The organism is Bacillus sp. SIMBA_026, assembly GCF_046535335.1.
Lineage (GTDB): Bacteria > Bacillota > Bacilli > Bacillales > Bacillaceae > Bacillus > Bacillus velezensis.
In genome coordinates this window covers 43,388-59,759 of the sequence record NZ_JAWRWX010000007.1, presented here as the reverse complement: position 1 = coordinate 59,759, position 16,372 = coordinate 43,388, and the positions used below count along the sequence as shown (strand labels likewise).

At 44.7% G+C, this 16,372-nt stretch carries 23 protein-coding genes and 1 pseudogene; 3 read left to right on the top strand and 21 right to left on the bottom strand.

Features of this window, described 5'->3' with window-relative positions; genetic code table 11:
- The first annotated feature begins 259 nt into the window (after positions 1-259).
- Entirely contained in the window at positions 260-1,024 is a 765-nt protein-coding gene (pdaB, locus tag SB847_RS19950) for a polysaccharide deacetylase family sporulation protein PdaB (RefSeq protein WP_044803074.1), read from the top strand.
- Here pdaB and kbaA read toward each other — a convergent pair whose 3' ends face one another.
- A complete protein-coding gene (gene kbaA / locus SB847_RS19945) occupies positions 1,025-1,621 on the bottom strand; it encodes a KinB-signaling pathway activation protein (RefSeq protein WP_044803073.1) in 597 nt (198 codons plus the stop codon).
- Positions 1,622-1,728: 107 nt separating this feature from the next.
- Here kbaA and gerD point away from each other — a divergent pair, with 107 nt between their 5' ends.
- The gene (gene gerD, locus SB847_RS19940) at positions 1,729-2,286 is read left to right on the top strand and encodes a spore germination lipoprotein GerD (RefSeq protein ID WP_007615280.1); all 558 of its coding nucleotides are present in this window, start codon (positions 1,729-1,731) and stop codon (positions 2,284-2,286) included.
- A 32-nt stretch (positions 2,287-2,318) separates the two neighbouring features.
- Here gerD and SB847_RS19935 read toward each other — a convergent pair whose 3' ends face one another.
- The 3 genes from SB847_RS19935 to SB847_RS19925 form a co-directional block, all read right to left on the bottom strand.
- Positions 2,319-3,371: an Mrp/NBP35 family ATP-binding protein gene (locus SB847_RS19935; RefSeq protein WP_007410418.1), complete on the bottom strand. Its 1,053-nt coding sequence runs from the start codon at positions 3,369-3,371 to the stop codon at positions 2,319-2,321.
- Between the two features lie 79 nt (positions 3,372-3,450).
- Positions 3,451-4,164 (bottom strand): N-acetylmuramoyl-L-alanine amidase CwlD, encoded by a 714-nt coding sequence (gene cwlD, locus SB847_RS19930; protein WP_007615278.1) that lies wholly within the window; start codon positions 4,162-4,164, stop codon positions 3,451-3,453.
- A 60-nt stretch (positions 4,165-4,224) separates the two neighbouring features.
- Positions 4,225-4,668: a DUF2521 family protein gene (locus SB847_RS19925; RefSeq protein WP_216062047.1), complete on the bottom strand. Its 444-nt coding sequence runs from the start codon at positions 4,666-4,668 to the stop codon at positions 4,225-4,227.
- 130 nt (positions 4,669-4,798) lie between these two features.
- Between SB847_RS19925 and SB847_RS19920 the strand changes: the two genes are divergently transcribed.
- Positions 4,799-5,272: a DinB family protein gene (locus tag SB847_RS19920; RefSeq protein WP_044803070.1), complete on the top strand. Its 474-nt coding sequence runs from the start codon at positions 4,799-4,801 to the stop codon at positions 5,270-5,272.
- Between the two features lie 13 nt (positions 5,273-5,285).
- Here SB847_RS19920 and SB847_RS19915 read toward each other — a convergent pair whose 3' ends face one another.
- The 17 genes and pseudogenes from SB847_RS19915 to secY all read right to left on the bottom strand — a co-directional run bounded on the left by SB847_RS19915 (position 5,286) and on the right by secY (position 16,371).
- Positions 5,286-6,053: a class I SAM-dependent methyltransferase gene (locus SB847_RS19915; RefSeq protein ID WP_044803069.1), complete on the bottom strand. Its 768-nt coding sequence runs from the start codon at positions 6,051-6,053 to the stop codon at positions 5,286-5,288.
- Positions 6,054-6,190: 137 nt separating this feature from the next.
- Positions 6,191-6,583: a 30S ribosomal protein S9 gene (gene rpsI, locus SB847_RS19910; protein ID WP_003225846.1), complete on the bottom strand. Its 393-nt coding sequence runs from the start codon at positions 6,581-6,583 to the stop codon at positions 6,191-6,193.
- A gap of 20 nt (positions 6,584-6,603) precedes the next feature.
- Positions 6,604-7,041 (bottom strand): 50S ribosomal protein L13, encoded by a 438-nt coding sequence (gene rplM / locus SB847_RS19905; RefSeq protein WP_003225844.1) that lies wholly within the window; start codon positions 7,039-7,041, stop codon positions 6,604-6,606.
- Positions 7,042-7,200: 159 nt separating this feature from the next.
- Positions 7,201-7,944 (bottom strand): tRNA pseudouridine(38-40) synthase TruA, encoded by a 744-nt coding sequence (truA, locus tag SB847_RS19900; protein ID WP_017419475.1) that lies wholly within the window; start codon positions 7,942-7,944, stop codon positions 7,201-7,203.
- A gap of 12 nt (positions 7,945-7,956) precedes the next feature.
- Positions 7,957-8,754, bottom strand: coding sequence for an energy-coupling factor transporter transmembrane component T family protein (locus SB847_RS19895; protein WP_007410412.1), 798 nt, complete (start codon positions 8,752-8,754; stop codon positions 7,957-7,959).
- Positions 8,751-9,620, bottom strand: coding sequence for an energy-coupling factor ABC transporter ATP-binding protein (locus SB847_RS19890; protein WP_082999145.1), 870 nt, complete (start codon positions 9,618-9,620; stop codon positions 8,751-8,753). The genes SB847_RS19895 and SB847_RS19890 overlap by 4 nt, the downstream gene beginning before the upstream one ends.
- Entirely contained in the window at positions 9,596-10,441 is an 846-nt protein-coding gene (locus tag SB847_RS19885; protein ID WP_007615256.1) for an energy-coupling factor ABC transporter ATP-binding protein, read from the bottom strand. Before SB847_RS19885 ends, SB847_RS19890 begins: the two co-directional genes overlap by 25 nt.
- Positions 10,442-10,572: 131 nt before the next feature.
- A complete protein-coding gene (rplQ, locus tag SB847_RS19880; RefSeq protein WP_003156550.1) occupies positions 10,573-10,935 on the bottom strand; it encodes a 50S ribosomal protein L17 in 363 nt (120 codons plus the stop codon).
- A 77-nt stretch (positions 10,936-11,012) separates the two neighbouring features.
- The gene (locus SB847_RS19875) at positions 11,013-11,957 is read right to left on the bottom strand and encodes a DNA-directed RNA polymerase subunit alpha (RefSeq protein WP_003156549.1); all 945 of its coding nucleotides are present in this window, start codon (positions 11,955-11,957) and stop codon (positions 11,013-11,015) included.
- Positions 11,958-12,133: 176 nt separating this feature from the next.
- The gene (gene rpsK, locus SB847_RS19870; protein ID WP_003156547.1) at positions 12,134-12,529 is read right to left on the bottom strand and encodes a 30S ribosomal protein S11; all 396 of its coding nucleotides are present in this window, start codon (positions 12,527-12,529) and stop codon (positions 12,134-12,136) included.
- Positions 12,530-12,549: 20 nt separating this feature from the next.
- Positions 12,550-12,915, bottom strand: a complete 366-nt coding sequence (gene rpsM, locus SB847_RS19865; RefSeq protein WP_003156545.1) for a 30S ribosomal protein S13 — start codon at positions 12,913-12,915, stop codon at positions 12,550-12,552.
- Positions 12,916-12,937: 22 nt separating this feature from the next.
- A complete protein-coding gene (gene rpmJ / locus SB847_RS19860; RefSeq protein ID WP_003156543.1) occupies positions 12,938-13,051 on the bottom strand; it encodes a 50S ribosomal protein L36 in 114 nt (37 codons plus the stop codon).
- Positions 13,052-13,084: 33 nt separating this feature from the next.
- Positions 13,085-13,303 carry a translation initiation factor IF-1 gene (gene infA, locus SB847_RS19855; RefSeq protein WP_003156508.1) on the bottom strand — a complete coding sequence of 73 codons (219 nt, stop codon included), beginning with the start codon at positions 13,301-13,303 and terminating at the stop codon, positions 13,085-13,087.
- A pseudogene (locus SB847_RS19850) lies at positions 13,281-13,605 on the bottom strand (KOW domain-containing RNA-binding protein). The gene infA and the pseudogene SB847_RS19850 overlap by 23 nt, the downstream one beginning before the upstream one ends.
- A gap of 22 nt (positions 13,606-13,627) precedes the next feature.
- Complete coding sequence (gene map, locus SB847_RS19845) at positions 13,628-14,374, bottom strand: type I methionyl aminopeptidase (RefSeq protein ID WP_007410408.1); 747 nt, start codon at positions 14,372-14,374, stop codon at positions 13,628-13,630.
- Positions 14,371-15,024: an adenylate kinase gene (locus SB847_RS19840; RefSeq protein ID WP_007410407.1), complete on the bottom strand. Its 654-nt coding sequence runs from the start codon at positions 15,022-15,024 to the stop codon at positions 14,371-14,373. Before SB847_RS19840 ends, map begins: the two co-directional genes overlap by 4 nt.
- Before the next feature lie 51 nt (positions 15,025-15,075).
- Complete coding sequence (secY, locus tag SB847_RS19835; RefSeq protein WP_007615246.1) at positions 15,076-16,371, bottom strand: preprotein translocase subunit SecY; 1,296 nt, start codon at positions 16,369-16,371, stop codon at positions 15,076-15,078.
- Between the last annotated feature and the right edge of the window lies 1 nt (position 16,372).

The window sequence follows — 16,372 nt, the reverse complement described above, 5'->3', positions numbered from 1 at the left end:
TTTCAAAGATCATTACCGCTTGTTGAAGCAGCTTTATTATCTTACCACTCAGCTTCTTTTATGTCAACAACTTTTTTTAAGTTGTTTCCGAAGCTTTTTGTTGTTGTCTGCTGTTCATCAGCGACGTTTAATAATATACCATGCATTCTTTAAATTTAGCAAGTGTTTTTTTCATTTTTTTAAAACGTATTTCGTTATATTCATCTCCGCCGCAGCATACGATGTAATCAAGCATGGACAAGATAAGGAGGCGTCATCAGTGAATAACTTCTACGTGTGGCACATCAGAAGGATAAAACAGCTGCTTATTATTATCATTGCCGCATTTGCAGCAGCCAGCTTTTTTTATATACAGAGAGCCGTCCCCCTTCCTGTATTTTTAACTGATAGCGGCCCGAAGGCTATTTCAAAAGGGGAGACGAAAGCGGGCGAAGTCGCATTAACATTCGATATCAGCTGGGGCGACGAAAAAGCAGTTCCTATTCTGAACGCGCTAAAAGCAAACGGTATTAAAAACGCCACTTTTTTTCTGTCAGCTTCTTGGGCGGAACGGCACCCGGACACAGTTGAACGTATGGTAAAAGACGGACATCAAATCGGCAGCATGGGATATGCGTATAAGAATTATACCAACCTAGAGGACAATGAAATCAAAAAAGATATCCTCCGGGCCCAGACTGCATTTAAAAAGCTGGGTGTGAAGAATGTTCATTTACTCCGCCCGCCGACCGGACAATTTAATAAAAAGGTTCTTACCATTGCACAGCAGTACCACTATTCAGTGGTTCATTACAGCGTTAACTCGCAGGATTGGACAAATCCCGGTCCTGATAAAATCATTGAAAATGTAAACAGTCATATAAAAGGCGGCGACATTGTCCTGCTGCACGCCTCTGATTCAGCAACACAGACTGAAGAAGCGCTCCCCGCCATTATTCACAATTTAAAACAAAAAGGACTGAAAAACGTGACCGTCGGCGACCTGATCGCAAATACTGACGTCAGGTCATCAGAAGTGAAATAACTACCTCTGGGCAAACTTCGGCAGCATTAACAGCTGAAACGCATTGCAGCCCATCAGCGGAATCAGCATCAAATAAAGCCAGTCCTCATTATTCACTCGTAGCGCAGGAACCCATTCAAGCGCTGTAATAACGACCATTAAAAATAATGATGAAACGAACGTATTTTTTGAGGACTGCTTTTGTTTTATATACGCCGTCAACAGGCCGACGGCAAGCAGAGTCAGCGGCAGCCAGACAAACCCCGCAATCGAGTCATCCCGCTCTCCGAAAAACAAAAATCTGACGTACATTAAATCAAAAGCGACAAACAGAATGATAAACAGCTGAAGCAGATTCCAAAGCGAGCTTGATCTGAGAATTTCAAGGGCAAACCGGTGCACCGTCAGAAAAACGAAGAATCCCATCTGGCTGATCACACTGAAAATCATGCCTACCCCGATAAACCAGATCAGAACGGAGAAAATCTGACCGGCCTCAAAATTCAGAAAGAACCCCTTGTACTCCCCCCACTTCAGTGCAAATCCCACGACGCTTGTAATAAGAGCGCCCACAGCTAAAATCGAAAAGAAAAATCGAACAAGCCCGCGGCTTTTCATCTCTTATTCATCCCCCTGACAATCGCGTTCAGCGATATTTTGTTATGTATAAATCCATTCCGATGAATCATATTAAAAATAAGTACAAGTAAGGAAGGAGCTTATGCATGTCAAAAGCCAAAACGCTATTGATAAGCTGTTTTGTTGTATTATCTGTAACAGCTTGTGCTCCAAAAGACCAAGCAGCGGATATGGATTATGACCAGACTAAAAAAATGGTTGTTGATATATTAAAGACAGATGATGGAAAAAAAGCAATTAAGGAAATATTAAATGATGATGCGATGAATGAGGCATTGGTGATTGATCAAAATGCCATTAAAGGCACAATAGAGAAAACCCTCACCTCTAAAAAAGGGGCGGAGTTCTGGAAAACCATCTTTGAAGACTCAAAGTTCGCCGAGAGCTTTGCAAAAACTCTTCAGCCCGAGCACGAAAAAATCATAAAAAAACTGATGAAAGACCCTGATTATCAGAAAAGTTTTATGCAGATCATGCAGGACCCCGGCATGGATAAAAAATACTATGAGCTGGTGAAAAGCCAAAAGTTCCGCAGTTACTTAGAGGATGTAATTACAGAGACACTTTCCAGTCCGCTTTTCAAAAAGCAATTCGAGGATGAATTGAAAAAAGCGGCTTCAAGCTCTGAAAAAGAAAGCCAATAAAAGGCCGGGCCGTGTTGATCCCGGCCCCTTTTTTATTCAGCTGTTTTTTCAATGACTTTCTGGGCGATCCCCATATAAATTTCCCCGATCGGATGACTTCTGTCATAGACAGAAGGCGCAAACTGGTCCTTGTCCCAATCAGGCTGTTTTAAAGGAATTCTGCCAAGCAGCGGCACTTGCAATTCCTCTGCAAGCTTATCTCCCCCGCCTTGACCGAACACATATTCTCTCTCGCCGGTTTTTGCACTTTCATAGTAAGCCATATTTTCAATGACCCCTACAACTTCATGATCGGTCTTAATCGCCATAGAACCCGCTCTCGCCGCTACAAATGCGGCTGTAGGGTGCGGCGTTGATACGATAATCTCTTTGCAGCTCGGAAGCATCGTGTGTACATCGAGCGCCACATCACCCGTGCCGGGCGGCAGATCAAGGACGATATAGTCAACCTCTCCCCAGTCAACTTCATGGAAGAAGTTATTCAGCATCTTGCCCAGCATCGGCCCTCTCCACACAACCGGAGCGTTTTCTTCGACGAAAAAGCCCATCGACATAACCTTTACTCCAAATCTTTCGACAGGAAGCAGTTTTTCTCCTTCTACTGTCGGGCGAACTGTAATACCCATCATGTCCGGCACGCTGAATCCGTATATATCCGCGTCGATCAAGCCGACTTTTTTTCCGAGCCGTGCAAGAGAAATGGCCAGATTGACGGAAACCGTTGATTTGCCGACACCGCCTTTTCCGCTTGCCACCGCAAGAAAGACCGGCGGGTGTTTCCTATTCAGCAGGGTTTCGCTTTCAGCAGCCGGCCGGCTGAATTTCGCCAATGTTTCTTCTGGCAGCTCTTCAAACCGCAGTCCCACAGTTTCTGCACCCGCTTCTTTCAATACGGATACGATTTCCTGCTGAATGCCCATCTGTTCAGCCGTCCCCGTTTTTGCCAATGCAATTTTTACACTGACATGCCGTTTTTCCGGCTTGATCTTTACTTCTTTAATGGCATCCAATTCTCCCAGCGGTCTATGAAGAAAAGGTTCGCGCATGTTTCCGACTATATTTCTTACTTCATCTTCTCTTATCATCGAACCCTCACCCTTTGTGTATTCGTTTACAAATGGTATTATACCATATATTAAACATAGAATCGGCGAAAAACCCTCCTTACTCGGGAGGGTCTCCTTTCTCTGTAAAGTATCTCAATACGCCCTTATACACGGAAGAAGCGATTTTGTCCTGATATTTGGGCTGGCCGAGCCTTTTCGCTTCCGCGGGATTGGACAGAAATCCGATTTCCACCAGCGCGCCCGGTTTGGTTACATTCTGCATTAAGTAAATGCCGTGTATCCGTTTCGCCTTTCTCGTTGTATTCTCCAAATTGATTCTCAATTCGTCCTGTATATATTTTGCCACTTTTTCATTTTCTTCGTATTTTCCATAGTAGAAGCTTTGGGCGCCGCTCCATCTCGGTGACGGTATGGCGTTCAGATGAATGCTGATATAAAGCTCCGCCTCTGAACGGTTGATGATTTCCACGCGCTTTCTCAGATCTTCCGCTTTGCGTCTGCTGTAGCCTTTCGTCCCTTCAGGAGCTAAATCAGTATCCGTCTCCCGCGTCATAATGACCAAAGCTCCCTGCTCCTGCAAATAGTCTCTTACCCTGGAGGCCACTTCGAGAGTAATGTCCTTTTCAAGGTGACTGCCTCCCGTGGCGCCTCCGTCCGGCCCGCCGTGTCCCGGATCGAGATAGATGATTTTCCCGCTCAGGGGCAGACTCCACGGCCGCCAGGAATCATCATTTTGGAATTGAAACCGGAATAAACACAATAATATGATAAAGCCAAGTAAAAAACCGAGCCATTTCAGCTTTTTTGTCATACCTTTCCCTCCCGCTTGTCCCCGTTATTAATAAGTATGGGACAAGGGAAGAAATTATGATTACCTCATGCGGAGCTTACATTGTTTTTCTCTTTGCAGAAATCCTTCCGTCCACCAGCTGTTGATAAACCGGCAGGACGCTTCATAGATTTCTTTTTGTTTAACGGAAGAATATTGCTCATGCGTCCAATTGCAAAGATATTCAAAAAAATCGACCGTCAGTTCTTCTTCTTCCTCAGCCGAACGAGCGTTTGCCCTCTGCATAGACTCACCATAATAGCCAAAGACGCCGAACCGGCCGCCTAATAAATACGCTTCAATTGCAAAATCTATGCATCCTTCACTCAGAATGCCGTTTTCGTCTTGAAGAAAGGGAAACAAAGGGGTAAGACATGCTTTTACGGACTGAATGATCTGCGTCAGTGACAGCTCCTTTAGTAAACTCTTCTCAAGCTCAAAATCCTTCTGCCGTTTCACGTCTGAAAAAGATAATACTTCTGCCATTGCCAGCCACGCTCCTTTTTACTGTTATTTTGAAAGGAAAAGGGAAAAAGCATGCTTTGTTGATAGTGGAAATCCTCCCAAATGAAGGAGTTTTATGTTAACTGGAAGAATAAAGAGCTGAGGTGACGTGATGAAAAAGCTGTTTCAATACAATTGGACGGTGCGTGACGAGTGGTTTATGATATGTGAAAAGCTGAGCCGGGAGGAACTGACGAAAACCCGGACGGGCGGAATGGAGAGCATCTTGCGGACTTTATTTCATATCATTGATGTCGAGATCAGCTGGGCTCGTGCCATTTTAGGTAAAGATGATGTTTTACCTGCTGAGTCTGACTATACGAGCATTCAGGATCTCAGAAAGCTGTCTGAACAGTATCGGGAGGATGTCATTCATGCGGTCTCCCTCAAAGGACCGGATCTTGTTAAGCCGGACTGGATGGACCAAACCTTTCCTAAAGAAGATATTCTCCGCCACATCCTTGCGCATGAGATTCACCATATGGGACAACTGTCGGTTTGGGCCAGAGAAATTGGAATAGAACCGGTTTCGGCTAATGTGATCAGCCGTCCGCAGGAAAAAGCCGCAAAAAAACAGCACCTCTGACGGGATGCCGTTTTTATATTTTAATGCTTCTTGTTACGGAGTATGTATTAATGTATTCATCCAGCACGAGGCCGCCTTTGTCCTCGTAAAAACCGGCAACCATGAAGCCTGCGTCAATCTGACCTTTAATTTGATCCTCCAGCGTATGACCGAATTCAAGCGCTTCATGATTATCAATAAGTTCCTTTACCTTTTTCTTACTCAGGTCTTTTTCATCCGAAAACGGAATGGAATACTTTACTTTGAGTACACCTTCCTGCTCTAAATCCATATCAAATAAGAACACGACGGGATTTACAAAACCGGAGACTAAAGACCCGCCTTTTTTCAATACGCGATGAGCTTCTTTCCATACCGGAAGAACCGTATCAACAAAGCAATTCGATACCGGGTGCACGATAAAATCAAATGACTCATCATCAAAACAGCTCAGATCATTCATGCTGCCTTTGACAGTCCGAAGCGTAAGATCGTCCCGCTTGGCAACCATTCTGTCTTGCGCAAGCTGTTTTTCCGAATTGTCAAAGATGGTCACGTCCGCTCCTGCAGCAGCAAGGACCGGCCCTTGCTGTCCTCCTCCTGAAGCGAGACAAAGAACCTTCAGACCGTCTATGGGCGGAAACCAATCCGCCGGCACATCTTTTCCGGGGGTCATTCTGATGCTCCAATTGCCTTTTTTCGCTTCACCAATCGTATGAGAATCAACCGCAACCGTCCATTCATTGCCTGTTTCGACTTTTTTATCCCATGCCTTGCTGTTATGTATGACTAACTTATTCATTATAACTGCGCTCCTTATTGGTAATGAATAGAGTATAACAAACAATTCTAGAAAAACATCGGATAACCTCTTGAATATGAGAAAAAAATACAAAAAAACCACAACCAAGAAGTTGTGGTTTTTGCCATCCAAAACGATTAACGTTTTGAGAACTGAGGTGCACGACGAGCGCCTTTAAGACCGTATTTTTTACGTTCTTTCATACGAGCGTCACGAGTCAGAAGACCAGCACGTTTAAGTGTTGCACGGTATTCTGGATCTGCTTCAAGCAAAGCACGAGCGATACCATGACGGATTGCTCCAGCTTGACCAGATAAGCCGCCTCCATGTACGTTTACTAAAACATCATAAGTACCAGCTGTTTCAGTTAAAGTTAATGGTTGTTTGATATCTTCGATTAGGGCTGGAGATGGAATGTGCTCGCTGATTTCACGATTATTAACGACGATACGACCTTCTCCTGGAACTAAGCGCACACGCGCTACAGAACTTTTACGACGGCCAGTACCGTAATATTGAACCTGTGCCAAATTGGTAACCTCCTTTTTAATTAACCGCGAAGTTCGTAAACTTCAGGTTTTTGTGCTTCATGTGGATGCTCAGAACCACGGTATACGTTCAATTTCTTGAACATTTGACGACCTAGAGAACCTTTTGGAAGCATGCCTTTGATAGCAAGCTCAAGCATTTTCTCAGGGTAGTTTGTACGCATTTCAAGAGCAGTTCTTGATTTTAATCCGCCTGGATGTTGAGTGTGACGGTAGTAGATTTTGTCAGTTAACTTTTTACCAGTTAACTCGATTTTTTCAGCGTTGATGATGATCACATGATCTCCAGTATCAACGTGCGGTGTGTAAGTCGGTTTGTGTTTCCCGCGAAGGATAGATGCAACTTCTGTAGAAAGACGTCCTAAAGTCTTGCCAGCTGCATCAACAACTAACCACTTGCGTTCAATAGTACTTGCGTTAGCCATAGGTGTTGTACGCATTGAATTTCCCTCCTAAATGATCTGTCATTTTCAATAATCTTCGATTACGTTCTATTTCACAACACAATAAGTTCCGGGGCTTATCGTGGGGTTGAAATACATACCATATGATATCTTATAACTTTATGCAGACTCTGTCAAGAAAATGTTACACCTGGTTTAGTTGTCATAGCAAACGCTCCATAAATACAGCCCGTGCCCCGGTGCGGTGCGCCCCGCGGCTTCGCGATCTTTCGCTTCGAGCATTGCTTTTACATCATCGGGAGAAAATTTTCCAGCTCCTGTATCCAATAACGTTCCGGCAATGATTCTGACCATATTATAGAGAAAACCGTTACCGGTGATCCGCATCTGCAGGCCGTCTCCGGTCTCAGTCCAATCCAGCTCGTAAATCGTTCTGACCTTATCCTGAACCGCGGTATCAGCCGCGCAAAAGCTTGTGAAATCATGTGTCCCGATGAGGTGCCTTGAAGCTTCCCTCATTTTCTGCACATTAAGCTGATATGCAAAATGGTAAGCGTAATGTCGTTTAAATACGTCCGGGTGTTTCTCCGTATATACAATATAGCGATATTCCTTTTGGACTGCGCTAAATCGTGCATGGAACCCATCATCCGCAATCTCTGCTGTTTTGACGGCAATATCATCAGGCAGCAGGGCATTGAGCGCAAACGGCCATTTCTCAGCCGGGATGGACAGCGGCGTATCAAAATGAATGACCTGCCCGGCAGCATGAACATCGCTGTCCGTGCGGCCGGATGAGTACACAGGCACTCTGCCGTCCGTTTTATGGATGACGGCCAGCGCTTTTTCCAATTCACTTTGAACGGTCCGCTTTCCAGGCTGAACCTGATATCCGTTAAATAAATGCCCGTCATAAGCAATGGTACATTTCACTCTCATTCAGCAGCACCTCTAACTTCTTAAGAAAAACAATAACACGGCTAATACCATGATGAGCAGAATAGCTCCGGTATCCTTTCCGGTCCAGACGAGCTTTCTGTATTTCGTTCTCCCCTCACCGCCCTGGTAGCCTCTCGCCTCCATGGCGACCGCGAGCTCTTCTGCGCGTTTAAAGGCGCTGACAAACAGCGGGACAAGCAGCGGAACAACCGCTTTGATTCTGTCTTTCACCGGGCCGCTTGTAAAGTCCGCACCCCTCGCCATTTGCGCCTTCATGATTTTATCTGTCTCTTCCATCAATGTCGGGATAAATCTCAATGATATCGACATCATCAATGCGAGTTCGTGTACGGGCAGCTTCACCTTTTTAAAAGGATTCAGCAGCTGCTCCATTCCATCCGTTATTTCAATCGGCGTTGTTGTCAGCGTCAGCAGCGTCGTCATAAAGATAAGGTAAACGAAACGGAGGGAGATAAAAATACCCTGTATAAGTCCGCCCTCATACACTTTAAACCAGCCAAGCTGAAAAATGACTGATCCTTCATGCGTCATGAAAATGTGTAATAAAAAGGTAAACGCCACAATCCAGATAATCGGCTTAAGCCCCTTCAGCAAAAAGCTGAACGGCACGCGCGTTAAGGCAATCACCCCGAATGTAAACAAACCGAGCAAAGCGTACGTCTGTACGTTGTTTGCCAAAAAAACGATACATACAAAAAGAAAGATGCTGACAAGTTTTGTTCGCGGGTCCAATCGGTGAATAAGCGATGATCCGGGAACATACTTTCCGATAATCATGCTGTCCATCATTGGTCCTTTTCCTCCTGAAAGAAAGCCTTAATTTCACTGGCGGCATCCTGCAGGGTCAGCATGGGTTTCTCATACTTGACTCCGAGAGCCGCCTCAAGCCGTCTCTGAAACTTTACTGATTCAGGAAGATCCAGGCCCATTTCGGACATCTCTTCACCTTTTACAAACAAGTCACGCGGACTCCCCGTCGCTTTAATGGTTCCTTTGTGCATGACGATCATTTCGTCAGCATAGCGGGCGGCGTCCTCCATACTGTGGGTGACGAGAACGGTTGTCAGGTTTCCCCGCTGATGAAGCGCATAGAACATGTCCATAATGTCCTGGCGCCCTCTCGGATCAAGACCGGCCGTCGGTTCATCCAAAACCAGCACTTCCGGCTCCATTGCGAGAACACCGGCAATCGCCACTCTGCGCATCTGGCCGCCGCTGAGCTCAAATGGTGAACGATCCAAAATGTCTTCCGGAAGGCCCACAAGCCCCAGCATTTCTTTTGCTTTCCGTTCAGCGTCTTCTTTTTTTACACCGAAATTCATCGGTCCGAATGCGATGTCCTTCAGCACAGTCTCTTCAAACAGCTGATGTTCGGGAAATTGGAAAACGATTCCGACTTTTTTTCGTAAAGTCTTAAGGTCTTTATTCTTTTTACCGGCTGCCAGAATCGTGCTCCCGAGTTCAAGCTGTCCTTTAGTCGGTTTCAGCAAACCGTTTAAATGCTGCAGGAGCGTCGATTTGCCCGACCCTGTATGCCCGATGACGGCAACGTAGCTGCCCTCTTTTATTACGGCATTGATATCATACAGAGCAAGCCGTTCAAACGGTGTTTTCATTTGATAGCGGTGTTCTACATCTTTGATTTTAATGTCCACAGCTCATTCACCAGCCCTTCCTGAGTCAGATGGTTTTTCGTTAACGCCAGTCCGCTTTCTTTCAAAAGCAGGCTGAGCTGGAATGAGAAAGGCAAATCAAGACCGATGCGAACCAAGTCTTCGTTTAATTTAAAAATCTCTTCAGGCGTGCCCTCTGCATATTTCCTGCCGCCGTTCATTACAATGATCCTGTCCGCCCTTGCGGCTTCTTCCAGGTCATGAGTTATCGAAATGACGGTGGCCATGCCCTGATCTTTTAAGCGTCTGACAGTATCAAGGACTTCTTCTCTCCCAATCGGGTCAAGCATGGATGTCGCTTCATCCAAAATCATAATATCAGGACGCGCGGCAATAATTCCCGCGATCGCCACTCTTTGTTTTTGACCTCCGGAGAGATGGTGCGGCTCTTGATCAAGAAAATCCTGCATATTGACTTGTGTGACAGCCCAATCTACTCTCTCAATCATTTCTTCGCGCGGAACACCATTGTTTTCTAAACCAAAAGCCACATCATCGCGAACAGTCGTTCCGACAAATTGGTTATCGGGATTCTGAAAGACCATCCCTATTTTTTTTCGCACATCCCACACGGTATCCTCAGTCAGCTTGATGCCGCCGACTTCAATTTCTCCGGCCTCAGGCAAAATCAGTCCGTTCAGCGCTCTGGCCAAAGTCGACTTCCCTGAACCGTTGTGGCCTACGATAGCCAGCCATTCTCCTTCGTATACCTCCAGACTCACACCGTCCAGCGCCGGTCTTTCCGCATCTTTGCGGTATCGGAATAGAATGTCTTTTACGGATATAAGCTGTTTTTGATCCACGGGCGCCTGGCCTCCTCTCAGCTATAGCTCTGCTTGTCTGTCTCATGATAAAAAGTTCTGATATCTAAAAAAAGGGCATAGATCCAGTTAGAAACTGTCCCGCCCTTCTTTAGATACACAAAAATATGTGATTAAACCAATTCGATGATTGCCATTGGTGCACCGTCACCACGGCGAGGACCAAGCTTCATAATACGTGTGTATCCGCCTTGGCGCTCCTCGTAACGAGTTGCAATGTCAGAGAACAATTTTTGAAGTGCATCTTGGTTATTTTCCTCATTAGCAACCTCGTTGCGAATGTATGCAGCAGCTTGACGACGAGCATGCAAGTCACCGCGCTTACCAAGAGTGATCATCTTTTCAACAACAGAGCGAAGTTCTTTCGCACGTGTTTCAGTTGTTTCAATTCTTTCGTTGATGATCAAATCTGTTGTAAGATCACGAAGCATAGCTTTACGCTGTGAACTCGTACGTCCTAGTTTTCTGTATGACATGTGATGTCCCCTCCTTTAATGGAATGCTGTTTCTAAATAAAAAACACACGAAAATCCTAGTTCACATGGAAACTAGATCAATCGTCTTTGCGAAGGCCGAGTCCAAGTTCTTCTAGTTTCGCTTTCACTTCTTCAAGTGATTTGCGTCCCAGGTTGCGAACTTTCATCATATCTTCTTCCGTCTTGTTCGCAAGTTCTTGAACCGTGTTAATGCCCGCACGCTTCAAGCAGTTGTAAGAACGGACAGAAAGGTCAAGTTCCTCAATCGTCATTTCAAGAACTTTTTCTTTTTGGTCCTCTTCTTTTTCAACCATGATTTCAGCATGCTGAGCTTCGTCAGTTAAACCGACGAATATATTAAGGTGTTCAGTTAAAATCTTTGAACCGAGCGCAATTGCTTCCTTCGGTCCAGTGCTTCCGTCAGTCCAAACATCAAGTGTAAGTTTGTCATAGTTTGCAACCTGGCCTACACGAGTGTTTTCTACCTGATAAGATAAACGAGAAACTGGCGTAAAGATTGAATCGATCGGAATCACGCCGATTGGCTGATCGTCTCTTTTGTTCGAATCAGCAGGTGTATACCCACGTCCTCTTTGTGCAGTAAGGCGAACTCGGAAACTCGCATTCTCACCAAGAGTCGCGATATGAAGATCCGGATTAAGGATTTCAACATCGCTGTCGTGTGTAATATCAGCTGCTGTGACAGTTCCTTCGCCCTGTACATCAATTTCAAGCGTCTTCTCTTCATCAGAGTAGATTTTCAATGCAAGCTTTTTAATGTGCAAGATTATCGTTGTAACATCTTCCACAACGCCTTCGATTGTCGAGAATTCGTGCAGTACACCATCTATCTGGATCGATGTTACAGCGGCACCAGGGAGTGAGGATAAGAGGATACGACGTAAGGAGTTACCCAGAGTTGTACCATATCCACGCTCAAGCGGCTCTACGACAAACTTACCAAATTTGGCATCGTCGCTGATTTCAACCGTTTCGATTTTTGGTTTTTCAATCTCGATCATTACTTAAAACCCTCCTTCAAAACGTCGAAACCTCGAATAGAATCATATGAGATTCCATCCGAAATTCCCCATTGTTTAGTCCCGTATGTGCTCAGGCAACGAGTCGGTGCATTCGTTTCATAAATAACTGTATCATAACCCATTATTGACAGGGACACAAAATCTATACAAACAAATTACACGCGGCGACGTTTTGGTGGACGGCATCCATTATGAGGAACAGGAGTTACGTCTCTGATAGCTGTAACTTCAAGCCCGGCAGCTTGTAAAGCACGGATTGCAGCTTCACGGCCAGAACCTGGTCCTTTAACAGTTACTTCAAGAGTTTTAAGTCCGTGTTCGATTGAACCTTTAGCAGCTGTTTCAGCAGCCATTTGCGCAGCAAAAGGAGTAGATTTACGAGAACCTCTGAATCCTAGAGCTCCGGCACTTGACCAAGAAATAGCATTACCATGAGTATCAGTGATCGTAACGATCGTGTTGTTGAAAGTTGAACGAATATGAGCGATTCCTGACTCAATATTCTTTTTCACGCGACGTTTACGCGTGTTTTGTTTACGAGCAGCAGCCATTGTTTAGGTACCTCCCTTACTTATTTTTTCTTGTTAGCTACAGTACGACGCGGACCTTTACGAGTACGCGCATTGTTTTTAGAGTTTTGTCCGCGAACAGGCAAACCTCTGCGATGGCGGATTCCGCGGTAGCTTCCGATTTCGATCAGACGCTTGATGTTAAGAGAAACTTCACGGCGAAGGTCACCTTCTACTTTCAGTTTGTCAATAACATCACGGATTTTACCAAGTTCTTCTTCAGTAAGATCACGCACACGAGTATCTTCAGAAACACCAGCCTCTTTCAAGACTTGCTGAGCCGTTGTGCGGCCAATTCCGAAGACATATGTTAAAGAAATAACAACACGTTTGTCACGTGGGATATCTACACCAGCAATACGAGCCATTCTCTGGGCACCTCCTTATTAATTATCCTTGTTTTTGTTTATGCTTTGGATTTTCACAGATCACCATTACTTTTCCTTTTCTGCGAATAACTTTACATTTCTCGCAGATTGGTTTAACTGATGGTCTCACTTTCATGTGTTTCCAACCTCCTTCAGTTTCCGGAGTGCTTTATTTGTAACGGTACGTAATCCTGCCACGAGTTAAGTCATATGGAGATAATTCTACCGTAACTTTGTCTCCAGGTAAAATGCGAATGAAGTGCATGCGGATTTTACCAGATACGTGAGCCAAAACCGTATGGCCATTTTCGAGTTCAACTTTGAACATCGCGTTTGGCAGTGTTTCGACAATCGTACCTTCCACTTCAATTACATCGTCTTTCGCCATTCAAGTGTTCTCCCTTCTTCAAATCAGTAACTTGCTCTCTGACAAATTTCAAAAGAGAAAATCTCAGTTATCCGTTTGTCACACGCCCTGTTTCGTTTATACTGTTCTGAACTTCCGGAGATACGCAATCATAAAGGGTGAATGATTGATATTCTTTTTCTAAGGAGAATGAAATGTACGCTTTTCTCCGTCTGCTTTAGTACACGATGATGAATCTTCATTCCGATGACAGCAGCTAGCCGGTTTTTCTTCCGACCAATTGTAAACCTACAATCTGCCCAAGTGCGGAATGAAAAACATATGTCATGGAATTCATTTCATCATCTAGACTTTTGTCAGTATATCAAAACCCGTTTCCGTAATCGCAATCGTATGTTCAAAATGAGCACACTTTTTCCCATCTACCGTTACAACCGTCCAGTTATCAGCCAATGTTTTCACATATCGGCTGCCAGCGTTAACCATCGGTTCTATAGCGAGAACCATACCAGGCTTCAGCCTAGGTCCTTTGTTTGGCGGACCGTAATGAGGAATTTGCGGATCCTCATGCAAGTCTTGACCAACACCATGTCCGACATACTCCCTAACAACTGAAAACTGCTCATTTTCGACATACGTTTGTATTGCGTGGGAAATATTCGACAAACGTTCACCTGGTTTTGCTTCCTTCAAGCCTTTATATAAAGACTCCTCTGTTACTTCCAGCAGTCGTTTATCATCATCACTGATGTTTCCTACCGGATATGTCCAAGCAGAGTCACCATGATAACCATTTAATTTAGCACCGATATCAATGCTGATAATGTCACCGTCACGCAAAACCCTTTTACCGGGTATTCCGTGAACGAGTTCTTCATTAACTGATACACAGATGCTCCCGCGAAACCCATTATACCCCTTAAAAGATGGGATTGCACCCTGCTTCTCAATAAAACGTTCGGCAATTTGATCCAATTCTTTTGTCGAGATTCCTGGTTTAATGTGCTTTTTCATCTCTTCATGAGTCAAAGCCACGATTCGCCCTGCTTCCCGCATGATGCCAAGCTCACGAGGGGTCTTACAGATAATCATTTGCTCAATCCTCCAAGAAGCTCTTTCACATCTTTGTACACGTCGTTAATGTCCTGCTGGCCATTGACGTTGACAAGATACCCTTTCTCAGAATAAAAATCGAGTAAAGGCTGAGTCTGCTTCATGTTGACCTCAAGCCGTTTTGAGACGGTTTCCTCATTATCATCTGCCCGTTGATAAAGGTCTCCTCCGTCTTTATCACAAACACCCGGCGTTTTCGGCGGATTGAAAACCAAATGGTAGGTTGTGCCGCAAACACTGCAAATTCTGCGTCCAGTCAAACGTTCCATTAAAGAGTCTTTGTCTACTTTAATGTTAATGACATAATCAATCGGCTTGCCGTATTCCTCAAGAATGTTTTCAAGAGCTTCAGCCTGAGCGACTGTTCGCGGAAATCCGTCCAGAAGAAAACCTCTTTCACAATCATCTTTGCCGAGTCTTTCTTTGACAATGCCGATTGTGACTTCGTCCGGTACGAGCTCGCCTTTATCAATATAAGACTTTGCTTCGAGTCCGAGTGGTGTTTCTTCTTTCATAGCAGCACGGAACATATCTCCCGTTGAGATATGAGGTATCCCATAATCCTCAACAATTCGTTCTCCCTGTGTGCCTTTACCGGCTCCAGGAAGTCCCATTAAGACTAAGTTCATTCGGATTTCCCCCGTCCTCTCTTATTTAGAGGAATGGTTAAAACCAGTCCTCTAATTTTTCATAAATCCTCGGTAATTACGTTTCACTAACTGGCTCTCCAGCTGCTTCATTGTCTCCAAGGCTACCCCGACGACAATTAACAATGATGTTCCGCCAATCTGTGCACTTTGAGGCAATCCAGCGAATTGAATGAAAAAGATAGGAAGAATGGAAATCACGGCTAAGAATATAGAACCCACAAACGTAAGTCGATACAAAATGCTCGTAATTCTATCTTGAGTCATTTTCCCTGGACGAACCCCCGGGATATAGCCACCCTGTTTTTTAAGGTTATCAGCCATTTGTTCAGGGTTTACCTGCACAAAAGCATAGAAGTACGTAAAGGCGATAATTAATGCGACATAAACCGCCATGCCCACCGGATGTGTATTGTCAAAGTTGGCTTGAATCCACTTTGTCACATTGTTTTCTCCGAAAAATGACGCGATAGTACGCGGCGTAATAAGAAACGCAACCGCAAAGATTACCGGAATAACCCCTGCCGGATTCACTTTAAGCGGAAGGTGAGTTGACTGGCCTCCGCCAACAGGTGAACGACCTTGCCCTTTTGCATATTGAATCGCGATTTTGCGTACGGCCTGCTGAATGAATATAACACCAACAATAACGGCCAAAATCGCAATCACCAGTAAAGCGATTTTTACAATATGAATAAACAGCTGATCGCTGCTGCCGACAAATTGAGTCTCATAAATCTGCCCAACAGTTTTCGGAATACTAGCCACAATCCCCGCGAAGATGATGATCGAAATTCCGTTACCTACTCCATTGGAAGTAATTTGTTCTCCCAGCCACATTAAAAAAGCAGTTCCTCCAGTGAGTACTAAAGCAATAATCAGATATGTCGATATGCCGGATTTCTCAATCAGCATACCGTTTGCCAGGTTGTTAAACCCGTAAGACATACCTAATGCCTGGATAAAACCAAGCACAATCGTAAAATATCTCGTGAACTGAGCTAATTTACGGCGGCCGACCTCACCTTGCTTAGACCACTCGGTAAACTTCGGCACAACATCCATCTGAAGCAGCTGAATGATGATTGAAGCAGTGATGTAAGGCGTAATTCCCATCGCAAAAATGGAGAACTGATAAAGCGCACCGCCGCCAAATGTATTAAGGAGATCAAAAACCCCCATCGAACTTTGTGTCTGCAACGCCTGAGCATTTACATATGGCACAGGGATAAACGCACCTATGCGAAAGACGATAAGCATGAGTAATGTAAAAATGATTTTATTCCGAATATCACTCACACGCATAAAGTTGGAGATTGTCTTAAACAAG